Origin of the sequence: Flavobacterium granuli (genome assembly GCF_900129705.1) — a bacterium.
In the GTDB taxonomy this organism is placed as follows: Bacteria; Bacteroidota; Bacteroidia; order Flavobacteriales; family Flavobacteriaceae; genus Flavobacterium; species Flavobacterium granuli.
In genome coordinates this window covers 374,446-400,058 of sequence record NZ_FQWO01000001.1, presented here as the reverse complement: position 1 = coordinate 400,058, position 25,613 = coordinate 374,446, and the positions used below count along the sequence as shown (strand labels likewise).

At 38.5% G+C, this 25,613-nt stretch carries 32 protein-coding genes; 13 read left to right on the top strand and 19 right to left on the bottom strand.

Annotated elements, in window-relative coordinates; translation table 11 throughout:
- Nucleotides 1–13 precede the first annotated feature (13 nt).
- The 6 genes from BUB25_RS01670 (at nucleotide 14) to BUB25_RS01645 (ending at nucleotide 5,773) form a co-directional block, all read left to right on the top strand.
- Nucleotides 14–1,180 (top strand): hypothetical protein, encoded by a 1,167-nt coding sequence (locus BUB25_RS01670; protein WP_072938850.1) that lies wholly within the window; start codon nucleotides 14–16, stop codon nucleotides 1,178–1,180.
- Nucleotides 1,177–1,896: a PRTRC system protein B gene (locus BUB25_RS01665; protein WP_072938847.1), complete on the top strand. Its 720-nt coding sequence runs from the start codon at nucleotides 1,177–1,179 to the stop codon at nucleotides 1,894–1,896. Before BUB25_RS01670 ends, BUB25_RS01665 begins: the two co-directional genes overlap by 4 nt.
- Nucleotides 1,896–2,702 carry a PRTRC system ThiF family protein gene (locus BUB25_RS01660; protein ID WP_072938844.1) on the top strand — a complete coding sequence of 269 codons (807 nt, stop codon included), beginning with the start codon at nucleotides 1,896–1,898 and terminating at the stop codon, nucleotides 2,700–2,702. The genes BUB25_RS01665 and BUB25_RS01660 overlap by 1 nt, the downstream gene beginning before the upstream one ends.
- A 332-nt stretch (nucleotides 2,703–3,034) precedes the next feature.
- A complete protein-coding gene (locus BUB25_RS01655) occupies nucleotides 3,035–4,186 on the top strand; it encodes a HEPN-associated N-terminal domain-containing protein (protein ID WP_072938841.1) in 1,152 nt (383 codons plus the stop codon).
- Nucleotides 4,187–4,762: a hypothetical protein gene (locus BUB25_RS01650; protein ID WP_072938837.1), complete on the top strand. Its 576-nt coding sequence runs from the start codon at nucleotides 4,187–4,189 to the stop codon at nucleotides 4,760–4,762. It begins immediately after the preceding gene.
- Between the two features lie 30 nt (nucleotides 4,763–4,792).
- Nucleotides 4,793–5,773 (top strand): bacteriophage abortive infection AbiH family protein, encoded by a 981-nt coding sequence (locus tag BUB25_RS01645; protein WP_072938834.1) that lies wholly within the window; start codon nucleotides 4,793–4,795, stop codon nucleotides 5,771–5,773.
- Here the strand turns inward: BUB25_RS01645 and BUB25_RS01640 are convergent.
- The 15 genes from BUB25_RS01640 to BUB25_RS01570 all read right to left on the bottom strand — a co-directional run bounded on the left by BUB25_RS01640 (nucleotide 5,770) and on the right by BUB25_RS01570 (nucleotide 16,714).
- Nucleotides 5,770–6,219, bottom strand: coding sequence for a response regulator (locus tag BUB25_RS01640; RefSeq protein WP_072938831.1), 450 nt, complete (start codon nucleotides 6,217–6,219; stop codon nucleotides 5,770–5,772). The two genes, BUB25_RS01645 and BUB25_RS01640, sit on opposite strands and share 4 nt — an antisense overlap.
- Before the next feature lie 282 nt (nucleotides 6,220–6,501).
- Nucleotides 6,502–6,798, bottom strand: a complete 297-nt coding sequence (locus tag BUB25_RS01635) for a helix-turn-helix domain-containing protein (protein ID WP_072938828.1) — start codon at nucleotides 6,796–6,798, stop codon at nucleotides 6,502–6,504.
- Nucleotides 6,779–7,090 (bottom strand): helix-turn-helix domain-containing protein, encoded by a 312-nt coding sequence (locus BUB25_RS01630; protein ID WP_072939719.1) that lies wholly within the window; start codon nucleotides 7,088–7,090, stop codon nucleotides 6,779–6,781. The genes BUB25_RS01635 and BUB25_RS01630 overlap by 20 nt, the downstream gene beginning before the upstream one ends.
- Nucleotides 7,091–7,267: 177 nt before the next feature.
- Nucleotides 7,268–7,561 carry a molybdenum ABC transporter permease gene (locus BUB25_RS01625; protein WP_072938825.1) on the bottom strand — a complete coding sequence of 98 codons (294 nt, stop codon included), beginning with the start codon at nucleotides 7,559–7,561 and terminating at the stop codon, nucleotides 7,268–7,270.
- Nucleotides 7,562–7,670: 109 nt separating this feature from the next.
- A complete protein-coding gene (locus BUB25_RS01620; RefSeq protein WP_072938822.1) occupies nucleotides 7,671–8,120 on the bottom strand; it encodes a DUF3872 domain-containing protein in 450 nt (149 codons plus the stop codon).
- Between the two features lie 11 nt (nucleotides 8,121–8,131).
- Nucleotides 8,132–8,692: a conjugal transfer protein TraO gene (locus BUB25_RS01615; RefSeq protein ID WP_072938819.1), complete on the bottom strand. Its 561-nt coding sequence runs from the start codon at nucleotides 8,690–8,692 to the stop codon at nucleotides 8,132–8,134.
- 21 nt (nucleotides 8,693–8,713) lie between these two features.
- Nucleotides 8,714–9,613 (bottom strand): conjugative transposon protein TraN, encoded by a 900-nt coding sequence (gene traN / locus BUB25_RS01610; protein WP_072939716.1) that lies wholly within the window; start codon nucleotides 9,611–9,613, stop codon nucleotides 8,714–8,716.
- Between the two features lie 23 nt (nucleotides 9,614–9,636).
- A complete protein-coding gene (gene traM, locus BUB25_RS01605; RefSeq protein WP_072938816.1) occupies nucleotides 9,637–10,974 on the bottom strand; it encodes a conjugative transposon protein TraM in 1,338 nt (445 codons plus the stop codon).
- Entirely contained in the window at nucleotides 10,961–11,248 is a 288-nt protein-coding gene (locus BUB25_RS01600; protein ID WP_072938813.1) for a nitrogen regulatory IIA protein, read from the bottom strand. The genes traM and BUB25_RS01600 overlap by 14 nt, the downstream gene beginning before the upstream one ends.
- A gap of 11 nt (nucleotides 11,249–11,259) precedes the next feature.
- Nucleotides 11,260–11,883: a conjugative transposon protein TraK gene (gene traK, locus BUB25_RS01595; protein ID WP_072938810.1), complete on the bottom strand. Its 624-nt coding sequence runs from the start codon at nucleotides 11,881–11,883 to the stop codon at nucleotides 11,260–11,262.
- A 22-nt stretch (nucleotides 11,884–11,905) separates the two neighbouring features.
- Nucleotides 11,906–12,901: a conjugative transposon protein TraJ gene (traJ, locus tag BUB25_RS01590; RefSeq protein ID WP_072938807.1), complete on the bottom strand. Its 996-nt coding sequence runs from the start codon at nucleotides 12,899–12,901 to the stop codon at nucleotides 11,906–11,908.
- 3 nt (nucleotides 12,902–12,904) lie between these two features.
- Nucleotides 12,905–13,537, bottom strand: a complete 633-nt coding sequence (locus tag BUB25_RS01585) for a DUF4141 domain-containing protein (protein WP_072938804.1) — start codon at nucleotides 13,535–13,537, stop codon at nucleotides 12,905–12,907.
- A 26-nt stretch (nucleotides 13,538–13,563) separates the two neighbouring features.
- Complete coding sequence (locus tag BUB25_RS01580; RefSeq protein WP_072938801.1) at nucleotides 13,564–16,068, bottom strand: TraG family conjugative transposon ATPase; 2,505 nt, start codon at nucleotides 16,066–16,068, stop codon at nucleotides 13,564–13,566.
- Nucleotides 16,065–16,394 (bottom strand): DUF4133 domain-containing protein, encoded by a 330-nt coding sequence (locus BUB25_RS01575; RefSeq protein ID WP_072938797.1) that lies wholly within the window; start codon nucleotides 16,392–16,394, stop codon nucleotides 16,065–16,067. The genes BUB25_RS01580 and BUB25_RS01575 overlap by 4 nt, the downstream gene beginning before the upstream one ends.
- Nucleotides 16,395–16,405: 11 nt before the next feature.
- Nucleotides 16,406–16,714, bottom strand: coding sequence for a DUF4134 domain-containing protein (locus tag BUB25_RS01570; RefSeq protein WP_072938793.1), 309 nt, complete (start codon nucleotides 16,712–16,714; stop codon nucleotides 16,406–16,408).
- 255 nt (nucleotides 16,715–16,969) lie between these two features.
- On the opposite strand from BUB25_RS01570, the gene BUB25_RS16715 reads away from it, so the two are divergent.
- The 5 genes from BUB25_RS16715 to BUB25_RS01545 are packed head-to-tail and all read left to right on the top strand — an operon-like array spanning nucleotide 16,970 to nucleotide 20,945.
- On the top strand, nucleotides 16,970–17,185 hold the full coding sequence (locus BUB25_RS16715; RefSeq protein ID WP_084089399.1) for a helix-turn-helix domain-containing protein: 216 nt from the start codon (nucleotides 16,970–16,972) through the stop codon (nucleotides 17,183–17,185).
- 7 nt (nucleotides 17,186–17,192) lie between these two features.
- Nucleotides 17,193–18,089, top strand: a complete 897-nt coding sequence (locus tag BUB25_RS01560; protein WP_072938790.1) for a hypothetical protein — start codon at nucleotides 17,193–17,195, stop codon at nucleotides 18,087–18,089.
- The gene (locus BUB25_RS01555; protein WP_072938787.1) at nucleotides 18,086–18,379 is read left to right on the top strand and encodes a hypothetical protein; all 294 of its coding nucleotides are present in this window, start codon (nucleotides 18,086–18,088) and stop codon (nucleotides 18,377–18,379) included. The genes BUB25_RS01560 and BUB25_RS01555 overlap by 4 nt, the downstream gene beginning before the upstream one ends.
- Nucleotides 18,369–20,144 (top strand): DUF2326 domain-containing protein, encoded by a 1,776-nt coding sequence (locus tag BUB25_RS01550; RefSeq protein WP_072938784.1) that lies wholly within the window; start codon nucleotides 18,369–18,371, stop codon nucleotides 20,142–20,144. The genes BUB25_RS01555 and BUB25_RS01550 overlap by 11 nt, the downstream gene beginning before the upstream one ends.
- A complete protein-coding gene (locus BUB25_RS01545) occupies nucleotides 20,145–20,945 on the top strand; it encodes a TIGR02391 family protein (protein WP_072938781.1) in 801 nt (266 codons plus the stop codon). It begins immediately after the preceding gene.
- 19 nt (nucleotides 20,946–20,964) lie between these two features.
- Here BUB25_RS01545 and BUB25_RS01540 read toward each other — a convergent pair whose 3' ends face one another.
- The 4 genes from BUB25_RS01540 to BUB25_RS01525 are packed head-to-tail and all read right to left on the bottom strand — an operon-like array spanning nucleotide 20,965 to nucleotide 23,102.
- Nucleotides 20,965–21,600, bottom strand: a complete 636-nt coding sequence (locus BUB25_RS01540) for a conjugal transfer protein TraD (protein ID WP_072938744.1) — start codon at nucleotides 21,598–21,600, stop codon at nucleotides 20,965–20,967.
- Nucleotides 21,601–21,612: 12 nt separating this feature from the next.
- Nucleotides 21,613–21,918 (bottom strand): DUF3408 domain-containing protein, encoded by a 306-nt coding sequence (locus BUB25_RS01535; RefSeq protein WP_072938741.1) that lies wholly within the window; start codon nucleotides 21,916–21,918, stop codon nucleotides 21,613–21,615.
- Entirely contained in the window at nucleotides 21,918–22,322 is a 405-nt protein-coding gene (locus BUB25_RS01530) for a DUF3408 domain-containing protein (RefSeq protein WP_072938738.1), read from the bottom strand. Before BUB25_RS01530 ends, BUB25_RS01535 begins: the two co-directional genes overlap by 1 nt.
- Before the next feature lie 12 nt (nucleotides 22,323–22,334).
- Nucleotides 22,335–23,102 (bottom strand): ParA family protein, encoded by a 768-nt coding sequence (locus BUB25_RS01525; protein ID WP_019974889.1) that lies wholly within the window; start codon nucleotides 23,100–23,102, stop codon nucleotides 22,335–22,337.
- 698 nt (nucleotides 23,103–23,800) lie between these two features.
- On the opposite strand from BUB25_RS01525, the gene mobA reads away from it, so the two are divergent.
- Complete coding sequence (mobA, locus tag BUB25_RS01520) at nucleotides 23,801–24,238, top strand: conjugal transfer protein MobA (RefSeq protein WP_072938735.1); 438 nt, start codon at nucleotides 23,801–23,803, stop codon at nucleotides 24,236–24,238.
- A gap of 2 nt (nucleotides 24,239–24,240) precedes the next feature.
- The gene (gene mobB / locus BUB25_RS01515; RefSeq protein ID WP_072938732.1) at nucleotides 24,241–25,530 is read left to right on the top strand and encodes a conjugal transfer protein MobB; all 1,290 of its coding nucleotides are present in this window, start codon (nucleotides 24,241–24,243) and stop codon (nucleotides 25,528–25,530) included.
- The last annotated feature ends 83 nt before the right edge of the window (nucleotides 25,531–25,613 follow it).

The following is a 25,613-nucleotide window of genomic DNA, read 5'->3' as shown; positions in this document are numbered from 1 at the left end:
AAATAGTAAAACGATGAATTATGCAACGCAACATTATATCGGGAGTTATCAGCCTACCCGAACAGAAACGACAACGGCAGTTACACCGACAGTTGGGCGAGTTCGCAAATTGGCTACAAAGACCAAAGGACGCAAACCAAGTGCAGAAAGACAAGCAGAAATCCGTACCAATAGCAATGCTACCAATGGTATTCTAAAGTGTACGTTTCTGCCTAAACTGAAAACGGCACAATCCGTACAGGCTTGTCAGAAAACGGAGAGGGATTTTTACAATTCCCTTTCCCGACTTGCCGAACATTACAGTATTGAACCAATGCAGACAAAAGATTTTGGTTTTCCCTACAATATGGTATTAGCAATGTGGGATATGGAAACCAAAGTAAAACGTGCCAACATCAATTGGGATAGTTTCAAATTGGTACAGAATAGTAAAAAAACATTTTTTGTAAGCAAGGAAAGCTACAATGTGGGTACAACCTTGTATTATATTCCCATTATGCCACTCTTTCAAATGCTCAATGACCCAAAGCGTAAAAAGACCGCACAGCTACTTATATTGGTATGCAGTTATCTGTATCATATTGCCGATGTACCCTATTACAGACAGGAAGACAGCTATTTGTATTGGCTATATGAAATGCAAAAAGACTGGATAGAACAGGACGATGAAACGGACGAATCCGAAACGTATAAAAGTGAGTTAAGAAATGCAGAATATATTGGCGACAGGATAGAACAGAAACTATTTAACCGTATCAATCTAAAGATATTTGAACAGCGTTTGAGCCGATTTAAAAGCCTTGATACGTTCGACAAGGAATGTTGGCAGGTGGCTTGCAATACGTTTGCCCTTTATACTGAATATCCGAACGCAACTATTTTCAGAAATGCACCAAGACCCGAACAAGACCCTTATAATAATGATGATGAAAACGAAACTATCGGAATGGAAAAGTATATATCTTTTATTGCCGATACCAAAGGTTGGCTGTATGAAAGCCTTTCGGATAACATCAACAACGAGTTTAACGAGTATGGGGCAATGGAAGAACCAACCATTAGCAAACAATTTGACGGAAGCGAAATAACAGCAACCGATCTTGATTTTGAGAACCGTTTGTTTGCTTTATTGAACGATTTATGTGGGTTGCTATATGACTATAAAACAACAGAAAAATGAACAACGTAAATAACATAGCCGAGAATTTCGGAACATTGTACCATCCAAAATCCGCTTTGGTTTTCTATGAAACCGCAGGAACAGAAACCGATATGTATGTGGAACATTTTGATATGGATAGCAACGGAACGCCTATAAATGCCCACCCATTGACAGTAAAAGAAGCCAACATATTGGCAAAGGCTTTACAGACCGATGAAGAAAAAAGCACAGCCTTTTTAAAGCCAAAGGGAATTTTACCGACTAACATTCTGCATATCAATCCAAGTGAAAAAGGTACGGTACTTTGGTACACCAAAGCACAGCAACGGCAACTATATTTTGTAAACGGTTTGGGCGTACCTAACGGCAAAGCACAAGTACCACCAATGCTTTGGTTAGCAAGTAAAAGCAGTCTTATGGTATTTGCTTTGACAAACGACAGAAGACCAACCGAGAAAACGCTACTGCATTACGCACCTTTCTTCAATATTTACGAAAAGGGCAATGTATGTATGGGTACTGTTAGTATTGATATTAAAAATTCGGCTTCGGTTGAAGAATTTATACAGGCGTGGGAACATTATTTTTTCAATTCCTATTTCAGCCATTCATTATGCGAAAACGTGACAAGAAAAAATATTGTAACCCTTTGGAAAGACCTAATCAATACAGATAAACCCTTTCCTAAAGAGGTATTGAAAAAGAATAATAAAACCCTTAAAAATCTATTGTGATGAATACTACAAAAACAGCAGTCCATTTTACGGACAATTATTTACTCAATCCTACCAACCCGATTTCGGTAAACCTTATCGGAGCAGGTGGTACAGGCTCAAAGGTATTGACCGCTTTAATGGAAATAAACGAGAGCTTAATAGCGTTAGGACACTCAGGGTTGCAAGTTCGCCTTTGGGACGATGACAGTATTACCACCGCCAATTTAGGCAGACAGCGTTTTGCAGAAAGTGAAACAGGATTATACAAATCCGTTGCTTTAATCAATCGTTGCAACCGTTGGGCAGGTACAAATTGGAAAGCCGAAACAGTAAAATTTGAAAAGGACAACTTTGGCAGACTACCCGAAAAAGCAAGGGCTACTATTACCATTACTTGTGTGGACAATGTACAGGCGAGGTTCGGCGTTGCTGAAATTCTTAAAGAAATAAGCTACCGCAGACACTACCAAGACGAACCAAAATATTGGTTAGACTTTGGAAACAGTCAAGATACGGGGCAAGTAATACTATCTACTATTGGAGCCATAAAGCAACCTCATTCAGAGAAATACGAAACGGTGGCAAGTCTGCCATTTGTTACCGATGAATTTGGCGAATTGCTGAAGCAATCCGAACAAGAGGACAACACGCCAAGTTGCTCACTTGCCGAAGCATTGGAACACCAAGATTTGTTTATCAATTCATCATTGGCACAAATGGGTTGTTCCTTATTGTGGAATTTATTCCGCAGAGGAATGACCGAATACAAAGGATTTTTTCACAATCTGAAAGATTTTCGCACCCACCCGATAAAAGTCGCCTGACCTGACCCCGATTACTCTATCAGGACGGGCGGCAAAAATGCAATTCCTAACTACGGTCGGAAACGTATTTTTGCATTTAAAAAGGTGCAACCACTTTGTTAAAAATCTTCCATTTCATTCTTTCATTTCCCTATTTTTCCAAACAGGTTGCGAGATATTTTCGTGGGATATTCAGTATCCCTTTTTTAGTTTTGAATTGACATCTTTTCTTTCCAAACTGCGACCAAAGAAAAGAAGCAAAAGAACGTCGCTCTATTGATGTTGAATTTTGATTTAATACACGTTAAATCAAAATTTTAATTTAGTTAAATTTGTTCTCCAATATAAGACAAATGGGAGGAGTTAAACAAAGATGGCTAGAATTAGAAAGTAGAAATTTAAGCAACATTCCAGATAAACATATTTGTATCAAGCATTTTGATGACAAAAGCATTAATCGCTTCATTAGACAAAATTATGAAGATGGTTATTGTGATTATTGTGGGAAGGAATTAAAAGTTGTAGAGTTTGAAGGTTTAATGGAATTTATTATGGATGGCATTTCAAACTTCTACGAAGATGCTGCCAATTTTATGAGTTACAATTCAAGAGAAGGAGGTTATCTTGGAGAAATCTATAATCCTGACGAACTCATCCAAGAACATATAGAGTTAAATGCTGAACCATTTGAAGTTATAGAAGACATTGTTAACTCAATTGAAGATATTGCTTGGGCTCAACCAGACTTGTATTACGACAATATTAAAGATGACTTAGAATTTCAATGGAAATACTTCAAAGAAATCATTAAACATACGTCTCGTTATCTTTTTTCATCTGGAGATAGTGACCAATCTAAGGCTTTTCATATATTACAAGAGGTTGGCAAACTGATATCGAAACTAAACATACTAAAGGTAATCCCTGCAGGAACAAAACTTTATCGTTGTCGACAACACGACTTCAAAACAAAAATTACTGATTTTGAGGAAATTTCTGCTCCCCCTAATAAAAGAGCAATCTATCCAAATAGGTTTAGCCCTTCAGGAATATCTATGTTTTATTCTGCTTTTGATATTGATACAGCAATTTTAGAAACAATAAGTAGAGAGGATAAGTACAAAAAATATATTACCATTGCAGAATTTGAAACTTTAGAAAATCAGTTCGTTGTTGATTTTAATAAGCTTCCAAAAATCCCTAGTATTTTTGAAATTAAGGATAAGAAAAAATATTACTTAGTTTTATTTCTTTATTCATTTGTAAGGGATATAACTCAACAAATTACTAAGGATGGAAAAGAGCATACCGAATACGTTCCAACACAAGTTGTAACAGAATTTCTAAGGTATCCATTTAATAAAAACAGAAAGAATAAAATATCGGGAGTTATTTATCCCTCTTCGCAAAATAGAAATCATAAGTCGGCAGTTTTTTTCTGGGATGACGAATTAAGTAAAGAAAAAGTGAAATTGAACACTTTAAAACGAAAGAAAATAAATTAAATGAAAATTGACACAAAAGACATTGTAAAGCAATCAGAGAAGTTTGCGTTGAATACAGCTGACCAAATCTCAAGAATTACGGTTAAACCATTCTGCGAAATCTCTTTTCATTCCTCAGAATTTAGAGATAGAGCAACCATAAAAAAACACTTATATAAAGTTCCGAAAAGCAATAATCCGCTTATTTATATATTTCAAGTTCAGTCCACAAAAACTATAAGCACATTGATTGAATATTTTGAAGATTACCATTCATCAAATAAGCTAAAAATAAAAAATAAAGACCGTGTTAATCTATCCAGATACAATAAAACATCATCAGATATATTATATGTTGGAAGCTCAACGACAGATTTCAAAACAAGAATTAAAAACCATCTTGGCACAGAGGGAACTCGGGTTTATAGTTTGCATTTATGCAAGTGGGACAATTGTTTGGAATACGATTTGAAAATTTCAGCATACGAAGTCATTTCAGAAAGTGAAGAAATGGTAGAGCGTTTCATTGTCGAAATTCTTGAACAGCAATTTTGGGACAAACTAAGTCCAATATTTGGAAAACGTAGTGGTTTGTAACCTTATAAAATAGATTAAACAACTGAATTAATGAAAATATTATACATTATCGGTAATGGATTTGACATCCATCATAAATTAGACACAAGATATCAAAGTTTTGCGAACTACTTGGCTGAAAATAACAGTGAGGTTTATGACCTTTTATTAAATTATTATGGACTTCCTGATATTACAAATCCCGAATTGACAGATGAAGAATATGCTTTATGGTCAAGATTTGAGCAAGCATTAGCTGATTTAGATTACTTAACAGTATTGGACGATAATTCTGATTTAATTGCTCGCCCTGGAGCTGAAGATTTTCGAGATAGAGATTGGCATAGTTATCAGATAGAGATGGAACTAATCATCAAAGATTTAACCACCAATCTAATTAGCGATTTTAATAGGTTCATCCTCGAAGTCGAATACGAAAACATTCCTGATGATACGCTAATTGAATTGGAAGACGATAGCCATTTTTTAAATTTCAATTATACTGAAACATTACAGGAAAGCTACGGTGTTCCCGAGGAACGAATAACTTATATTCATAACAGAGCCGATGCAGACAATTGTATGCTAATTTTAGGACACGGAACCGACCCGTCAAATTTTATTGAGAAAGAAGAAGAACCGCCACAAGGTTTAAGCGAAGAAGAATTTTACGAATGGCGAGAACAAAAAGCTGATGAATATGATTACTCTTATGAAAGCGCCAAACAAGAAATACTATCTTATTACACAACGGCATTTAAAAATACAGCCTCAATTATAGAAAACAATATTGATTTTTTTACAAGTATTACGGAAGTCGAAAAAGTTATTGTTTTGGGACATTCTATATCAGAAGTTGATTTAAAATATTTTGAAATATTGAAAGCAAAACTAAACGAAAATGTAATTTGGAGTGTTTCATATTACAGTGAGCTTGAAAAGCAAATACACAAAGAAACATTGCTACAACTCGGAATAAATGACACTAATATTATTCAAATAAAAATTACAGATTTAAAAAGGCAACCTTAGTTGTTGCGAAAATATTCTTTAGCAATTTCCGCTACTCCCATACTAAAATATCTTTTACCATTAGAAACTCCTTCGATAGCTTTTTTAAAATCGTCTACATCGCTACCAATGAGCAGATAACTTGCAAAACCTATTTCCAAAAGAGGGTTTACAACTTTTTCGGTATCAATATCACTATGGGAAATCAGTTTTATTGTTGGGTATTGTGTCCTCAATTCTTGAAGCTGTGCCAATATATTCTTATCATAAAAATCGAGATCAATAACACACACTTGGGGAAGTGTTTTTAAAGTGGATAATTGAGATAGTCCGTCTTTAATGTTTTCTGAACGAAACAATACTTCAATTCCTGAAGCAACGAGGTTGTTGTAGGTCAAATCCAAAATCGGGCTTTTATCATTGATAAAGGCTAGGGTGTTTTTTTGTTGTGCTATACCAGTTTTCATATCATACCTTTTTTGAGTTGATGTAGCCTGCACAAAAAAGAAGACGCAGGCAAACTACACTTACCGAACATTGAGGCACTGGTACGCCCGACAACGAATAAGTGAGCGCCCACGCCAATGGCATGAGCGTTCCTCCTTATTTGTCCCGTTGTCTTAAAAATTACCAGTTTTCAATGTGGGACTTAAAGTAAAAACACTTTAATATTTTTCTATATATTGCTACAAAGATACTAAACTCTCTAATGATACACAATCAGACTTCAACGATTGAATAAAGAACTTTTATAAGCATTTAGCTTTGTTTATGTAATTTTGCTCAAGTACTAAGAGTATATCTGATTGCTTGAAAATAATCTTACCGCCTATCTGGATATAAGGAAGTATTTTATCATCCCTGTATTGTTGTAAAGTACGCTTACTAATGTGTAGCAACTCACATACCTCCTGACCAGAGAAGTATATTTCTCCATTCATTACAGGACGGTAATTCTTTAATATTTCTTCGATACGGCTTCTCAACTGCATTATCATCTGCTGTTGTTCAATGATTTCTTCGGCTTCATTCGTCAGTAAATCCATTGTCATTGGTGTTGTATGGTTGTCCAGCTTCGAGCAAAGCCTGTACGTCCGAGAGTTTATAATAATTCTTGCGGTTCAGTTTGGAATAAGGCAATAAACCTTTGTCTTTATAGGTCTGTAAAGTACGTTTGGTAATATTCATCATCAGACACACTTCCTGGTTATCCAGCCATTTCTCTTCTTTGAAAATCGAGGTATATTTCCGAGTGGCATTTTCGGTCAGTTCCAAAAGTTCCTTAAACTCATTTTTCATTCCGTCAAATACGGATTTTTGTATTGCGATAACTTCCATAGCTTGCTCCATTTTTCTGTGAAAGTCGAATTTATAAAGGCTTATTACAAGGTTCGGAAATGTTGCACCTGTTGGCTTTGAAAGGTAGTATTTGGCAGTTTACTTTTGCCACAAATAAAAAATCGGATAACCCAAAAGGCTATCCGATTTTGTTTTAAATTATCAGAAGAATATGTGTCAGCGTGGGACAGGTTGTTCTGTTTTAACTTTCTGCTTCTGTTTTTCCTTGTCTTTTTTCATTTGTGTATATGACCAAATAAGAAGAATACCGATGATAATCAAAGCGTAGGCAACCCATTTACCGATTCGTTCTATAAAACGGGTAAATACAGATGCTTCAAAGCTAGAAAATCCCTCTGCACCAACCGCATTACGCCTATAAAATTTTCTACGGCTTATCCAATAGACAAGCCCTATCCCCGTAACAAGAGGAATAATACCTAACACTAATTGAGAAGTAACTGCATTCATACTTATTGAGATTATAAATCAAGTAAATTTAAACAAAAACATCTATATCGAAAGCCGAAAAGCAAAAAACCGACCTAATGTTGTCGGTTTTGTTTTTTTACAATCGCTTTTAATCACTACTATTGAACTTAAAGCTCAATTTTTTCTCGTTCCCGAAGCTGTCCGAAATCCAAACCTCAAAGGATTGTGATACGGAAGAAGCCGAAGTATAATATAACCGGAACTGCTCCACAGGCAACGGGTATAAATCGTTCGGCAGGTACGGCGGTTCGTCATAATACCGCAATGTACCTTGTCCGTCAAATTGGAAGTAACGGAGAAAATATTGCGTGTTGCTGTAATTCCCTGTTCGTTGTATAGTAATGCGTATTTCTACCGTCTGCCCATTGGCAATAGCTGTAGGTACAGGCATTATGTTTACCTCGAAAGGAAAATCGTTTTGTATTTCGAGTTCATCGTCTTTGCTACAAGATACTAAAGAAACCGAAGCTGTGAGGATTGCCAAGAGTACATATATTGGCAGTAATCCTATTCTGAATTTATTGAATATTGCTATCATTGTTTCTGTTTTTAAAAATTAAACCTTAATCCAACACCTGCTGACGGTCGGAATTGTTCCAAATCCGTACCCCATAGAACCTTTGTACGTCCTTGCAGGACTAACACAAATCGGTCGGACAGGTACGTTTCAAAAGTGAACCGTCCGCCAGCTCCGTAGATGAAGTTATCCTCGCTCAATATTTTTGCCCCGTCATACAACATTGTTTCGCCCTGGTTGATACTTTCGTAACCTAATACGCCTGTTATTCCAAAGTTTAGCGTGATGTTCTTACGGGCATCACCCAACAGAAAGAAACTGTAACCGCCCTCGGCAGTATAGGTTTCCTGCGGTATGCGGAGGTCTTTATAATTTTGGTATTGGTGCGTATATTCCAACGCCCAAAGTTGGTAATTGCCATTTTTACCGTTTACGGTCATACCAATATTGATGTAGTAGTCATTACCGATTTTATCATCGGACAATATCCCAACATTTACCTCCAGTCCTTTCTGTTTAGGCAACATTCTTTGTGCCTGTGTAACCGTGATGACCATAAAGAGGAACATCACGGTATAGATATACTTTTTCATATTATTTACTTTAAAAGGTTATTAAAATTTCAGGTGCATATCGTCAATCAAATGAGCTTTAATTAAATCGGAATTTTCTATCTGAAGCGTTTGATGTCTGCCACCGTTCTTTTCGAAAATCTCAATCAGCAGTACCTTGTCATCGGCAATGGTAAATTGGTCTAACAGGAACACGTTTTGTTCGGTCGTTTTTCCACCAATCTCGTCCAATGGTTTGTATGTCCTAAGTGGTATCATCGGGTGTTCCTGTACTACGGTACGTTTTGCGACTTTCTTATCTACTACCTTAAAATTGATAAAATCAATCCCAAAAGGCACATTGGTAAGGTTTTTCAATTCTGTATGGAAATAGTATTTTCCGTTGTGGATGTAGATGCCTTTGAGGGTAAACTGAATGCCGAAACTTATAGCCCCGATATGCTTTACAATACGTTTGTCATTTTTGTAAATGGTTTCTAAAAGCAAGCCTGCCAATGACGGCGAATTATTCCCCAATTCTTCAAAAAGGACGTCGTTTCCGTTTTCTTTGTCCACTGCCTTTTGCATTGTCAGCAGGTCATAGCTCAACGCTTCGGGACAGGAACTGTAATGCACATTGAAGCTGTAAAAACGTCCATCATTCGTGATAACAGAAAAATTAGTTTCCGCTTCAAAATCCCTTACCGATGCTTTTACACGCAATACATTTTCAGCATCTTCCGCTTTTCCAGCAATTAGGAACTCACTTCCCAAATCCACGTATCGTATGGCAGTCGGAAAAATCAGGTGTGAAGTTTTATCGTAGGTAACTTCCATACGGTACGGTTCTATCTTACCCAAAGCAAGCGGAGTTTTTGCATTTGCACTGTCCTGTGCGAAAGAGGTTACGGCATAGCCGATGGTCAGGGCAGATGCCCAGAATGTTCTAAAAAGATTTTTCATTGTTTTATTTATTGAGTTCAACATTATTGTTTGGATACAAGGAAAACCTGATACCCTGCCTTTAGGGTAACTTTCGGTGTTCGTACTTTTTTGGCGAAATAGCCCGAAATACCCTGTACAACACCACGGCTCAAATCAGCCGCAACCTGTTGTCCTGCTGATTGGGTAAGCATCAGGCTCGTCCCGGATTGCTGGCTCATATTGCCCGCCATTTCGGTAAGGGCATTCATTTCCGGCGAATACGGAACGTACAAGCCCTGCTGTCCGTCCAAATCGTAAATCGTAATCTCCACCGGGATGATGTTTCCGTCCAGTTCTATGGAAGTAACCTTTAACTGTAATCGTCCTCCCTGAATTTTGGCATTAGCCGTTACAATCGTTCCTTTCGGAATGGTACGTCCAGACGTTTGGGCAGGTTCTAACAATCGTAATCTTACTCCCGTTTCGCCAATAACTGTTTGTGCATCGTGTACACAGGCTTTGATACTATTTTTCGGTTGTACCGCTTGCTCAATAGAACCAGCAGTGTAAAATCCTCGGTTTCTTGTTTCGCTCCAATCGGCTAAAAAAGTACTGTCGGTAGGCTCACGGTACAATGCTGATATTGTGTTTTTCCTTGCAGGCGTAAATGCTACAAAATTTTCTTTTTGAGTTGAACCTGTCGTAGCTGTACCTGCACTTTTAGTAGGTGGAGTTGCTGTCGAATTTGTACCCGTTGGAAGATACTTTGCCGCCATCTGATAGGATTTCTCCATTAGGGCAAGTTGGTCATCAACGGTTACAGATTTAGGCACCTCTTTTTCAGCCAGCTTTTCTTTCAGCTCGTCCAGTTGCCTACGGAGTTCTGTTGTTTCCGAATTGTTATCCTGATAAAATGAACCTAATGTACTTTGTGCATTGCGGTAACTGCTTAATACAGGATTGCCGTTTCTTCCCGAACTTCTGCCACCTCCATTGCTGTTGCTTTCTTCTTCTTCAGGAAGTTGTTCATTTATCGGTTCTTCTTTGTCTTCGGTATTCCAATAGTCAGAAAGTGTAGTTAAAGCATTACGCTTTTCCTGCTCTTTATGTTCTAGCATTTCCTGCTCATACGCCTTGCCTTTGTTGGCAGGCATTCCTGCTCCGGTAGCCTCTGGTACTTCATCGTTCAATCCGATATTTTCAATTTCCTTTTTATCGGAAGACGGTTTAAATATCAGGTACATACAGCCGAGAAACACGACACCCATCAAAACAAATAGGAGTGGCTTTTTGAGTTTTTCGACTTTGTTCTGTGTACCGTCTTGCAGTACATCAGCAGTTGCTGACGGGTTCCCCTCGGTTACCCGAACAACCGACTTTTTGTTCTCATTTTCTTTCATAAATCTTATTTTTTAGAATTGTTAATAATGTGTCCTGCAATCTTGCAGGACTTTCACTTTTTTTGAGGACAGGGTTTTCGATATGCTTAATGATCATATCGTTACCAGACTTTGAGGTATCGTACCCTACTTTGCAAATGACACCTGCGGTAAGCAGTAGATACCCCACAAAAAAATAAAGCGTGTATTGGTGCTGTTTTCGCAAGGGCAATGCCCGCCAATGTTCGTCCAGTTTGTCAAAGTACCTGTCCATATTTTCCCTGATTTTTTTCATATCGTTAGCTTTTAACGTTCAATTACTTCTATATCCTTGTTTTCAATCACCGCAAATTTTTCAATATTGAAGCCCTGCGGGTTGTTGTCCGAACGGACAGAGTTTACGAGATAGCAGGAAGTAATTAGGTTACGTCTGGTTACGTTACTCGAACGGATAATGAACTGTTTGGAGTAGGTGTGCACCGCATAAGGATAGGTGTCGAAATTGCATACAACACTATCGACCTCGATGCGTTGCTGAACATTACCAGAAATAATTCTGTTGTAATAACCCTTTTCTGACAAGTCTTTGTAATAGTCAAAAGCACTTTTGTCGGCAAGGTTGAATGCCCTGCTCATATTACTTTCGATAGCATTCTTGTCGGGAGCAAGCGTAAAGAAAAGCTCGTGAAAACGCCTGACGTGTTCCCTTGCTTCCACAGGTCGGTTGATGCTTGCATCTTGCGATAAGGCAAGCATCAACGATTTCCCATTATCCAGCACATAGATTTTTTGGCGTTGTTCGTCTGCAAAGCTGTACGATTTCCATATTGAAAATCCTACCACGCTTAGACAGAGTGTGGCAAATAAAATGGCATATAGCCGTATCTGTCTAAAACTGTTTTCGATATTTCTGAGTGTTTTAAATTCCATTTTTAAATGATTTGATTGTTTTTTATTTTCCCATTAACTTGCCACCGATATTTCCAACTGTTGAACCTGCTCCAGCTCCAGCTATATTGCCTGATTTCATTGCCGTTTGGTTTACGTTACGGGTAAAGTTTCCTGCACCGCCTGCCTGAATAATCCAGCCTGTTACCGTAGGGATAGTGAAGTAACCCACGATACCGATTATCATAAAAATGATGTACACAGTATTGGATGTATCGGGGATATAGTTCGGGTCGGCAAGCATTTCTATATCCTTTTCGATAATGAGGGATTGTATTTTGGCAAGCATACAACTGAACAAGTCTGCCACGGGCAACCACAGGTAAACACTGATGTATCGGGTCAGCCATTGTGTGAGTGTAGCCTGAAAACCATCCCACACGCTTATCGCAAAAGCTATCGGCCCTAGTATGGACAGGACGATTAGAAAGAACGTCCGTATGGTATCAATAACCAAAGCTGCTGCCTGAAATAGTACCTCTAATAGATTGCGAAACCAATTCTTTACAGTCTGTTCCATACTGTACATACCACGTTCCATATACATTCCCGACATTGTTACCAAATCAGAGGGCGACCAGCCCAATTCTTCGAGCTTCTTGTCAAATTCCTCGTCAGAAGCGAGATAAGCCGTCTCGGGATTTCGCAACATCGCTTCCCTTTCCAACAGGTCTTTTTTAGCCTGTAAATCGTTGAGGTCAAGCACCTGATTTTCGAGGATTGTGTGTGTGCCTTGTACTACTGGACTTAACACGGCATTGATTGTTCCCAGTACCATAGTTGGAAAAAACATAATGCAAATCCCCAAAGCAAACGGACGGAGCAAAGGATACACATCAATGGGTTCAGCTCTGCTCAAAGCCTGCCATACTTTTATGGCGACATAGAACAAAGCTCCCAAACCTGCTACTCCTTTAGCCACTGCCGCCATATCGGCGGACAGTGGAAGCATCTCATCGTATAATGAGCGTAGGACTTCGTGAAGATTTTGAAATTCCATAGCTTACCAGTATTTTTGGTTAGGAGTTCCATAGAGGTCAAGCACTCTTTTGGTATTATTCTGTTTTTTTGCTCTCAAAAAGCTCACGGAGATATTCTTATTGGTGTAGTAGCGTACCAAACTGTGGTATTCTTTTACTTCTTTGTACACTCTATCAATAATATCCATACGCTCTTTGTCGTTCAGCGAAAGGCTTGATGAGCTTACAATCTGTTTGAGTTCTTTCAGCAGTTCGGTACTTTCATTCAATAGTGCCGAATAGCCGTTGGCGATAGCGGCCAATTCCTGTGCAGAAAAATTTGGGTCGTTCATCATCTTACCGAAATTTTGTACATACATTTCGGATACGTCACCAACAAGCAGTACGGTCTGCTGTACCTTACGGGCATCTTTTACGAGATTATTTACAGCTTGTAGCTTGTCGTAATACTCCTTACCTTGTTTATACACCTTTTCCACTTCCTTGAAATTTTTAATTACATTCGATACCGTGGAGGAAGTCTGTATAATTTCATTCGCACTGTTAAGAATACCCGATGCCAGATTTGTAGGGTCGGTTACTACCCATTGTGCTTTCGCTGACGGTGCTACGGCGAGCATTAGTGCCGTACACACCATAAAAAGGATTTTTTTCATTTTCTTGAATTTTAAAATATTAATGATTATTGATTTGCTTTGTCCCGCCTTTCCATTGCGATATGCTTAATGGCGAGTTCTACGTTTCCGTCCAATTCGGAAGCTAATTGCATCACTTCCAGTTTTTCGGTTTCTTCTGTTGTGTATGCGAGGTATTCCTCCAAACTAACTTCGGTGGCATAAACTGCCGAATGCGTACCACCTAAACCTATCCAAACCTCTTTGTAGAGTCGGCTTGCATCGTTGTTCATATTGATAGAAAGTACCTGCCCTTTTTCCTTATCCGTAAGCCCCAGCATCGCCTGTATATCATCAAACTTGTTCATATATTTGCGTTGATCCAAAAGGATCTTGCAATCACTATTGTTGATGATACTTTCTTTGACGATGGGTGACTGGATAATATCATCGACCTCCTGCGTTACCACAATCGCTTCACCAAAATATTTTCTGACGGTTTTAAACAAATATTTTATGTATTCCGCCATACCTTCTTTGGCAATGGCTTTCCACGCTTCCTCAATCAGTATGAGTTTACGGATACCTTTGAGCCTGCGCATTTTGTTGATGAAGACCTCCATAATGATGATGGTCACGATGGGAAAAAGGATTTTGTGGTCTTTAATCGCATCAATTTCAAACACGATAAAGCGTTTGGAAAGCAGGTCTAACTGCTTATCGGAGTTCAACAGATAATCATACTCACCACCTTTGTAATAGGGTTCCAATACATTAAGAAAATTGGCGATGTCAAAGTCTTTTTCACGAACTTGTTTTTCTTCCAATACCTCGCGGTAATCTCTTTTTACATATTCATAAAAACCATTGAAGGAAGGAAATTCGCTGTGCTGTTTGATGCGTTCGATATAGCCGCTCACGGCATTGGACAATGCCACTTCTTCCGAACGGGTTGGTGGTTCATCATCACGTTTCCAGAGTGTCAGTATCAAAGTCTTGACACTTTCACGCTTCTCAATGTCGAACACGCCATCATCGGTATAGAAAGGGTTAAAGGCAATCGGGTTGTCTTCTGTATAAGTGAAGTAAACGCCGTCTTCGCCTTTGGTTTTTCCTTTGATGAGTTCGCATAAGCCCTGATAGCTATTACCTGTATCTACGAGAAGCACGTGTGCACCCTGCTCGTAATACTGCCTAACCATATGGTTGGTAAAGAAAGATTTTCCCGAACCTGACGGGCCAAGTATAAACTTATTGCGGTTCGTGATAATACCACGTTTCATCGGCAAATCCGATATATCCAGATGGATAGGCTTTCCGGTCAGGCGGTCAGCCATTTTGATACCGAAAGGAGAGGGCGAATTGTGGTAATTCGTTTCTTCTGTGAAGAAACACAATGCATGCTCTATAAAAGTGTAAAAACTTTCCTCACTCGGAAAATCGCCTGCATTGCCCGGCATTCCTGCCCAGTACAAAGTGGCTACATCCGTAGTGTTGTGTCTGGGCTTACACTCCATTAGTGCCAGCGCACTTCCACAATCGTTCTTCAACTGTTTCAGTTCTGCAGGGTCTTCCGACCAAGCCATAATGTTGAAGTGTGCCCTTATGGAAGAAAGACCGAACGAATGTGCTTCGTTCAGGTATTTTTCTATCCACTCTTTGTTGATTTGGTTTGCTCTGCTATACCTTGCCAAAGAGTGCATATTCCTTGCGGACTTCTCAAACTTTTGGAGATTGGATTCACTGTTATCCAAGAATAAATATTGATTGTAAATATGATTACAGCTTAACAGTAATCCAACAGGTGCAGCGAACGATAAACGGCAGTCGCTCCGGTCGGTAGATAGTTTTTCAAAACGGGTATCAGCCGAAACGGTTCCCGGCAGGTCGTCCGTATCGGACAAAGTATGCAGGCTCAACCTTTTGTTCCCGATACGAACTTCTTCCGCTGAGAGTGCGATGTCCTGCATTGGTGCTCCAGCTTCTTTTGATAGTGTAAGGTATTGTTCCAGCAATCCCTGCTTTTCATCCGTACCAATAATGTCTTCTTCGGTCAAACGTCGCAGGCTTACAAAACTACTATCGTTCACGATACGCTCAAACTGTGCAACGGCTTCCATAAAGCGATGTATCGTTTCCTTGTCCCTGATTTCCTTTGGTATCAGCGTACCTTTGCAAAGCGAACTAAAGTTGCTTTGCATCCGCATTCTTTCCTTAGTGGTCTTGGTCAGGAACAGGTAACAATAATGGTTTAGGAACGGTCGCTCATTAAAATGGCGTTGGTAGGATTTAGCCAAAAAACTTTGGTCTTCCTTTGCCAAATCGGGAGTGTAGTTTTCTTTGATGTACCAATCCTGTTTGTGAATGACCGTAAAATCCGGTAAAGTCTTGATAGCCTTGTGCCAGGCGGAATGAATGGCTTCATATTCCGCAGAAGCTACCGTGAACAGTTCTGGCAAACGCACCTCGAAACAGGCGGTAATGTCTGCATCTTTGGAAAGAATGCAGTTGTTTTCTACTGCCAACAAAGGAAATTTGTTTTCCAGTGTTGTTGTCTTTGATACGTTTCTCATAGGGCATTCGATTTTGGAGTGAATTTTAAATAGCGATGTACAGGCTTGCGGCAGATGATGTATCGGGGATGTCTTTTTCCTGCTCCGATTTTCATTAGTCCGTGTTCGCCGTACTTCCTGTTCAGTGAAAAGGTCTGCCACACAATGAGCGAAGCACCGCCTGCTCCGAGGAACAGGCAGATATAAGAGTTTACACCTGCCATATACAGTATCATCACGAGGATAAGCGTACCGAGCAGTCCGCCTGCGAATATGAACAGGTATTGTGCTTTCAGTCCCTTAAATTCCACCGTTCTCCCAATGCCTTTGTTGATATTGTAGTTCATAAGGCAAAAGATTAAAGGAAGAATGAACGCAGAACAGTCGCCGCAACGATTAAGAAGATACACGCACCAAACCACGATGCCGCCGTCTTGCTTGTGTCGGGGTCGCCCGAACTGAATTTGTTGTACACCTTAACGCCTCCGATTAAGCCCACGACCGCACCGATGGCGTAAATTAATTGGGTTGCGGGTTCGAAATAGGACGTTACCATTTGGGTAGCCTCGTTGATGCCAGCCGTGCCGTTTCCCTGTGCGAAGGCACCAATTTCTGACAACATAGCCACGGCGGCTGTCAGCAAAACTTTTTTTCTTTGTTTTTCCATAATTGAAACACATTAATTTAATCCTTGACCCACACCTTGTAGGCTTTCGGGACAAAGGTGTTATGGAAATTGAGGCAGTCTAAAAAAGTGGCAGTCAGAGGTATTATTTGGCGTTGAGTGGCTTTTTAGAAGGAGGCTGTCCAAAGCAGAAGTTCTAAAACCAGAGGTCTTTTTCTACAATTAACAGTTGGTTCAATGCAACTTTTAAATTACATTTGTACAATAATAGTAAAGTCTATTTTTAATCACTTTAAGATGAAAATATCGGGTAGACATATTGGTGAGATGCTGAAAGAAGCCAGAGAGCAACGGCAATTAACTCAGGAACAATTAGCTCAAAAAGTGGGTAAGAAAAGGAGTTATATATCGAAAGTAGAAACTGATTATGGTAATAATATTAAACTGCAAACCCTTAAAGAGATAGTAGAGAAGGGATTTGATGGTACAGTGAAAATTGATTTGGAACTCTGATTTGTATATGGATAAATTACTAAAGAATGCTTTTAAAATGCAAATTCAATCCAAAGAGGGATTTGAGTTCGAGGAATTTATTGATGAACTGTTTCTTTTGAAATATGGTGTCGATAATTATATCCCTATCAGAAGGAATAAAGACAAAGGCAATGACGGTACTGTTTTGCCTGAACAAAAGATATTGGCTTGCTATGCTCCAAGAAAGTACAACAAACCAGATTTTGAAACAAAAGTCTTAGGAGCTAAAAACAAGGAGGGCGATTTTGAAAAATATCAGAAAAACTGGAAAGATAAATTTCCAAATTGGGAAATGTATGTAAATCACGAAGTATCGCCGGAGCAATTTACTCTAATTCAGGCTTTGGATGGTAATACTTTGATTAAAGGTATAGATCAACTCCTTCCCATTATTGATGAACTTGTATCAAGTAAAAAGCGAAAACTTGCAGCCTATTTGGGAATTGAGAATTTCTTCATACAAGACTATATACAAGATATTATCAATGATTTACTGAATGCTCCAACTGAAGAAGATAAAGCTCTGCATTTTGACAAAAAAACATTAGTCCCCCCTCAGAAGAAAATCGAACTCAACTTTGAACAGGAAGATTGGGATGGAATGAATTCGGAGATGATGTTGGTAATGGAAGAATTTAATACGATTACCAATATACTTTCGGGATATAATGATGATGAAATTAACACTCTAAAAAGAAGAATAATAAATGATTACAATAAACTTTCTGGCAATTTTAAAGAAAGGTTATATAATCTAACAGACCAATACACAATAGCATATGGAAACATTAAAGATGATGAGTATGTAAAATGTGTTAAATCTATATTGCTTTATATGTTTGAACAATGCTTAATAGGCAGAAAAACAGAAAATGAACTATGATATTACCTCAGCCAGAAAGCAATCTTAAAACCAACCTGATGGTATTGGGAGCAGACATTATAAGTATTATGGGGAATTCCCCGTACAAGAATAAGTATGTTATTGTGGATGATGTGATGAGTAAATTTTTAAACAGGGATAAAGAAAGAACTCCAGACCTTTTCCTTTATGCTTTAACTTTTTTGCATACGCTTGGTAGTATTGATAAAAAGGGATATAAAATAAAATTAGTGAAGAAAGAAAACGAAGAAGAAATTCAAACAAGTTTATTCGACAACGATGTTAATTAGAATATATTCAGAAACCAACCTCATAGATGCTGTTCCATTTCACAATGGAATAAACATCATATTGGGTAAATATTCAGGGGATAAGGCTGCAAGAGGAATTAATGGTATTGGCAAGTCCACATTGGTAAGACTTGTCGATTTTACTTTATTAAGCGGCAAAGCAGAAAAAAGATTTGGACATAAAAAATATGACTTTTTAAGAGACGATGAACACACAATTACTTTAGAATTTGAAGTACAAGGACAAAAATATTTTATCAGGCGAAGTTTTGCTGAAACCAAAAAAATATTCTTTGGAAAACGACCTGATACTTTTGATGAGTACGAAAAATCGGAAATGCCCAAATTGCTGGAAGGGATATTTTTTCCAACGGAGAATAATGAAGTGTTCTTTGAAGGAAAAAGATATGGGACATTGATGGAATTTTTTGTTAAGGATGATTTGCAAAGCCAACAGAGAGCTGACCCTTTAAATTTTGTTTCATACAATGCTAATGCAAGAGAAAAGGCATTATACAATTTTTATTTGCTTAATCTTCCAACAAAAACACTTCTAAAATATAATGAAGTCTCTTCTGAATATGAAAGATATAATAACACCGTAAAATCATTGTCTGAAAAAGTTAAAGCAGATACTGGTAAGGATATTCAGGAATTTAGAACCGAACGATTAAAAATTGAAAAAGACATTACAGCTCTCGAAAATAGTCTGAAAGAGTATAATTTTCTTGCAAATCACAAAGAGATAGAGCAAAAATTAAATCAAGTTATATCTGAAATCAATGAGCAATCTGCAAGCTATCATAACACAAATCGGAAGTTAGAAAAACTAAAATCCTCATACAACGATGTTGCTTCAATTGACCTGGACAAAATACGTAAACTCTATAACGAAACTGTAGCTACTTTTGGCAACTTTGTGAAAAAAAGTCTTGATGAAGTTATAGATTTTAAAAAGCAACTTCTTTCAAATAGAAATAAATATCTATTGGAGGAAGAGAAAAAATTACAATCATCAATAGACCAAAGTTTAAAACAGCTTGAAAAATTAGAGAAGAACAGAAGTCAATTATTTTCCCTATTAAAAGAAAGAGGAGCATTAGATAGAATTGAAAGTACATATGAGAGATTAGTGAATGAAAAAACACTTTTGGAACGAAATACGTCCATTGTAAGAGAAATTGACGAAATAGAGGAAATATTAGGAAACTCAAATATTGTAATCGCTGAATTAAAAAGAGATATTGTTAGCGAGCTAAATAAGCAACAATCATATCTTGATGAATTGAGATTATTATTTCAACAAATTCTTGAGAATGCTATTTATCTGGATGAAGAATTTGATAATTCTTATTTTAATGTCACATTGAACTCTACTTCGCCAAGAAATCAATTGCCTTTTAAAATAAGTTTGGAAATTCCCAAAGCAGATGCTTTAGGACAAGAGCGTTTAAAAATTGTAGCGTATGATTTAATGGTATTCTTAAAAAGCAGCATAGATAAACGGAATTTCCCGGATTTTCTTGTACACGACGGTGTATTCCACGCCATATCAAACAAAACAGTATCCAATGTTTTGAACTATATGTACCACAAATCAAACGAACTGCATAATTTTCAATATATTCTTACTTTCAATGAAGATGAGATTGATTTAAGCACGGATGAGAGTAAGTTTGGTAAGTTTGATTTTGACTGGTCTAAACAGGTAATTGCCGAATATTCAGATAGCGAACAGCAAACAATTTTTAAACGATTTTTTTAAATGGCAAATGTTAAACGTCCAATGTTTGAGGCTCACATATTGGAAGGGTTGTGCAGAACAATTGGAGATACAACAGATGGTCTAACAGGTGCTGAAATAGGGCAAGTCCTTTTAAATTCTAACATTCCAGATATTGACTCCCAAAATACAAAATGGAAAAGACTATATTCAGCATTTGCTGATTGGCAAAATCAGCATCAATGCTCAAATCATATATTAAGGTTTGTTCAAGATGCCTTGCAACCGGTGAGGTACATCGGGAAAGAAGAAACTTTTCATAATCGTAGGTTGGAAGTGAATAAACGATTAGCCTTTATCGGTACTGAACTTACAGAGCAAGGAAAATTTAGATTAGTTGAAAAAGCTACAACAATCGCAGAAGCCGAACAAAGAGCCAGTCGTTTGAAGCATAAGTTGGAAAACAGAAATATTCATTCAGCAGTATTTGAATATTGCAAGGCTGAACTATTGGTTGAAAACTACTTTCATTCAGTCTTTGAGGCCACTAAAAGTATTGCTGACCGCTTAAGGGCAATGACTGGACTTTATGTGGATGGCAATGCTTTGGTAGAAACGACATTTTCTACCAGCAACCCTTTGGTTAAAATCAATCACTTAAAAACCGACACAGATAGAAGCGAACACATAGGATTATGTAATCTAATTAAAGGTGTTTTTGGCTTAATTAGAAATTCTACTGCACACGAACCTAAAATTAAATTTGAAATTATTGAAGAGGAGGCTTTGGATATTTTCAACACCATATCCTACATCCATAAACGGCTTGATAAAGCTATTTAAAACAAAGGGGAGCCATCTTTCAGACAAACTCCCCAATGTCAAAATCATTCAAATCATTTTTCCGCAAAGTGGAAGAACCGGCTTCCGTTTCACGTGAGAGTGTGCTATCCAAAAGCTCGGCAATTTTTTGGGAGGCACCCTCGATGGAATTTTCCAGCAGGCTGAATAATTCAGTCCCCTGTAATCTTTGAACTATATCTACCGCTGTTTCCTTTTGTGATTGTTCCAAATTCTCTTTTTGGAGCAATGCACCTACGGAGCTTAGTTCTTCAAAGGTAACCCCTTGGGCAAGACTGTTATCGCCACCAAATATTCCGTACCTGTTCCATTCTTCTTCCTCTTCCTCCAAATCAGGCATATTTCTGAAAACTTCGTCCAGCTCTTCCTTGCGGATTTGAATGCCGACGTTTTCATTTTCGTCGTATTCAATGTCTAAATTAGCAGGGTTTATCTCCGGTTCCTCAATTTGGCGTTCATTGGCAGTGTTTGGCACTGAAAGGCGTTCTACGGGTTTAGGTTGCCCCATAATATCGGGCAGGTTCAGATTGACTTTCTTCTGCGAAGGTTCTTGCTTTGACCTTTTATGAATGACAATCTTATCCTGCAAAAGCAGGACAATGACAATCAGCAGGCATATCACAATTACTATTTCCATAACGTAGGGTTTTTAAAACAAGCCTTTATACTTTTCGTTGAACTCTTTTGTAATCATATCTACAAACACTTTAAAATGATGTTCAAGAATATTATTGAGATAGGCAAACAAGGGTATTTTATCATCGCCTATAATCTGGACTATACGGGTTAAACGCTCGTGATGTTCAGGGCTTAGGTATATGCTTTTATTGCCTCTTTTCTGCATTCTATTCATTTGCATAAATGCTTGTTCATAGGTTGTTTTAGCCTTACTGCTAACTGTATCGGAGCTGTTGCCAGATGCAACGCCTTTCCTGTACTTTTTTTCTTTTTTCATTATAGAATGGGTTTAAAATGTTCGTTGAAATAATTGGTAATATCGTCCCCGTACTCCCTGAAATGATTTTCAAGAATGTTGTCAATGTAAGAGTAGAGCGTAGTTCTTTCTTCCCTTGTCAGTTGAACGATGCGGAGTAATCTTTCGTGGTATTCAGGGCGTATGTAAACGACCTTGCCGTTACGCCCCGATGGAAACCGATTGACCAAAAATGTTTCCTCGTAGTCCGCTTTCTTTGATGAACTGTTACGGGCTTTTTCCCTGGGCTTTGTTTCCTTTGGTACATCCTGCTTTTTGTTATTGCTCGGTGGAGCAACAGGCTCATCGCCGCTTATGACGTTCATAAGGTATTCCTCATCAACATTGGGCTTTTCAAAATCGTTGTTTTTGTTATCTGAAGCCATACTTTACTATTTTTATAGATGAGTGATTTTTAAAAATTCCTCGACAAACAAATCCATTTTAGTTGCTTTCATTAACTGTGGTTCGGCAGGCAGCAAACTTGACCGGAATACATAACTACCTGTATCGTCTGTTTCCTTTCGGAAACGCTTGCTATCCATTATCCTTGTTTCCATTATGGGCAGGTTGAGTTCCTTGATGACACTTTGATACGCATCATACAAACCTGTTTTTTCCCTGCCGTCCACCTGGTTCCAAAACAGCCACATCTCTTGTTCGGGATTGCCCTCGTCCGTTTGGGGAAGTCCGAGAAAGGCTTTGGTAAAGCCCAATGTACTTTCCACTACCAAACGGTCGGCAGTAATGGGCGAAAAGATGAAGTCCATTTTTTTTAAAGTGGTCAAAACGCCTTTAGTATTGGCTGTTCCCGGCAGGTCGAAGAAGATCACATCTGGCACAACCGCCGACTGGCTTCTGTATTCCGATGCTTTCTCCAGAGCCGTTTCAGCTTTACATTTAATAATCGGGTACGCTTTTTTGTTGATTGCTTGAAACTGCTTCATTGCCGCTTTTTTATGGTAGTCGTTCTGCATTATGGTTCTCTTATCCCGTTCACGCATATTGGTCAGGCTGTGTTGCGGAAAGTCGCAGTCCATCACCAGCACATTAAAACCTAAACGGTAGTGAAGCACACTTGCCAGTAAAGTGGTCATTGTAGATTTTCCCACACCGCCTTTTTGGGTGGAGAAGCTGATTTTTAAAGTTTTCTTTGTTGTTTCCATTATTTAAAAATTTATTGTTACACACTTTATTTGTTTGCAGGATTGAATATTGGTTTATCTGATTATTACCTCATTCCTATATTCCTGCATTCCCTTTTGGGTACTTTCCTGCACAGGTATCTGCTTTCATTTTTGCCTTGTAAGGCACATTCTTTAGCAAGTGGCAAAACTTGCAACAGGTAAATTGCTTTACCGCTTTTATGCTTTTACACTTTTATTGTTTTATGCTTTTAAAACCCTATGCTTTTATTCCAAACCGCTTGTTTGCAAACCTGATTTTCTTCTTTGTTTAGATACATTTTTTACTACCTGCACTAAAATTATACGGCAAATAAAGCGATTGATTTGCCCGCTGATTGCGGTGTGGCAGTGTTTGGCGTTCAAAGGCAGTGTTTGGCACTGCTATACAGTACAATGCTTTCGTAAACAGGGCTTTACTTTGTACAATGATTTTTATTAATGGATTTATGCAAAATTCTTTTGACAAATCGGAGGGCAACGGGAACGGCATCGAGCCGTTTTTCCCTGTTACATTTAATCCGTCCCGCAGGGCGGATTTTTGTGTTCGACAGAACACGGCAAGTTGTGTTTTGAGGCACTCGAAACCGAGTTAGTGCCTCAAAACAACTTGCCCTTAGCAGGGGGCAGAAAACGCTCTCCGAAGTCGAGGTTTTGTGTGGATTAAAAATGGATTAGTGATGAATGAGAACAGTAACAAAAAACAGAATAAGGGCGGGCGGACACTGAAAACCGACCCAAGCATCCACCGCCACGTTTTCCGTCTTACAGACGAAGAAAATGCCAAACTTTTATCGCTTTTTGAAGCATCGGGAATGCCCAATAAAGCAAAGTTTATCATTTCCCTGCTGTTCAGTAAGGAAATGAAATCGGTTAAAATTGACAAGGGAACGGTTGATTTTTATATGCGATTGACCTCGTTTCACAGTCAGTTTCGTTCTGTGGGTGTCAATTACAACCAAATTGTAAAGCTTTTATACAAGAATTTTTCCGAGAAAAAAGCCGCAGCATTCCTTTATAAATTAGAAAAACAGACGGCTGAAATGGCGATGCTATGCCAAAAAATCATTCAGATAACCGAAGAATTTGAAGCAAAACATCTAAAAAAACAGTCTTAGAAATGATAGCGAAAATCGGCAGAAGCGGAAATTTATACGGAGCATTAGCATACAATCAGCTCAAAGTGGAGAATGAAAACGGAAAAATTTTGTTTGCCAACAAGATGATTGAAACCGCTAACGGGCATTATTCAGTTGCACAATTAACCCAATCCTTTGCACCTTATCTGATAGCCAACCGCAATACCGAAAAACATACGTTGCATATTTCGCTCAATCCCGACCCGAATGATAAGGTAAACGATGACAGGTACAGGGAAATGGCAGAGCAGTATATGAGGGAAATGGGTTACGGCGAACAGCCATTTGTGGTATTCAAACATACCGATATTGACCGTAGCCATATCCATATCGTTTCAGTTTGCGTGGACGAAGAGGGCAAAAAGATTTCGGACAAGTTCGAGAAAATGCGGTCTATGAATGTGTGCCGTGAACTCGAAAGTAAACACGGGTTGATACCTGCAACTGATAAGGAACACAAGCAGAACGACAAGGTTTTCCGTCCGATAGATTATCGGGCAGGCGATGTGAAAAGTCAGATAGCTTCAGTAGTCCGACACCTGCCGAATTATTATCAATACCAAACTTTGGGAGAATATAACGCTTTGCTTTCCCTATTCAATGTTACTACCGAAAAAGTGGAGGGCGAATTGCAGGGGCAGCTACGGCAGGGTTTATTATACATTCCGTTAAATGACAAAGGAGAAAGAGCCGGACATCCATTCAAGGCTTCGCTTTTCGGAAAAAACGCAGGGCTACCGACTTTGGAATTGCATTTTGCAAAATGCAAAGAGGTTTTAAAAGACCACCCGACAAAACCAACCATTAAAGCTGCCGTTACTATTGCCCTGAAATCAACAAGTAATGAGCAGGCTTTTAAAAAGCAGTTAGCCGAACAGGGTATAAATGTAGTAGTGCGTAGAAATGACACAGGACGTATTTACGGGATAACTTTTATAGACCACAATTCTAAAACGGTTTGGAACGGTTCACGCTTAGCAAAGGAACTTTCTGCCAATACCTTTAATGATTATTGGAACAATAATATCAAATCGGAGATTAAAGAACCTGCCGTACATCCACCAAAAATATCCACATCAAATGATGCAGATCTTCCTGCGGAAGAACCACATCATTTGTTCGACTTCCTGAATACTACTGAAAAACACGAAGACGGTTTGATTGAAGCATTGGGAGGTTTACTGCCCGAAGCACAGGGCGAAGATTACGAGGAACAGGATTTTGCCAACAAAATGAAGAAGAAACGTAAACGCAAAAGAGGTCAGCAATAGTATTCAGCCAAACACAGCCACGCACCGCCATTGACTGCCACATTCTTATAGCCACTATGTAGAGCCTTTAAATTCACGCCCGA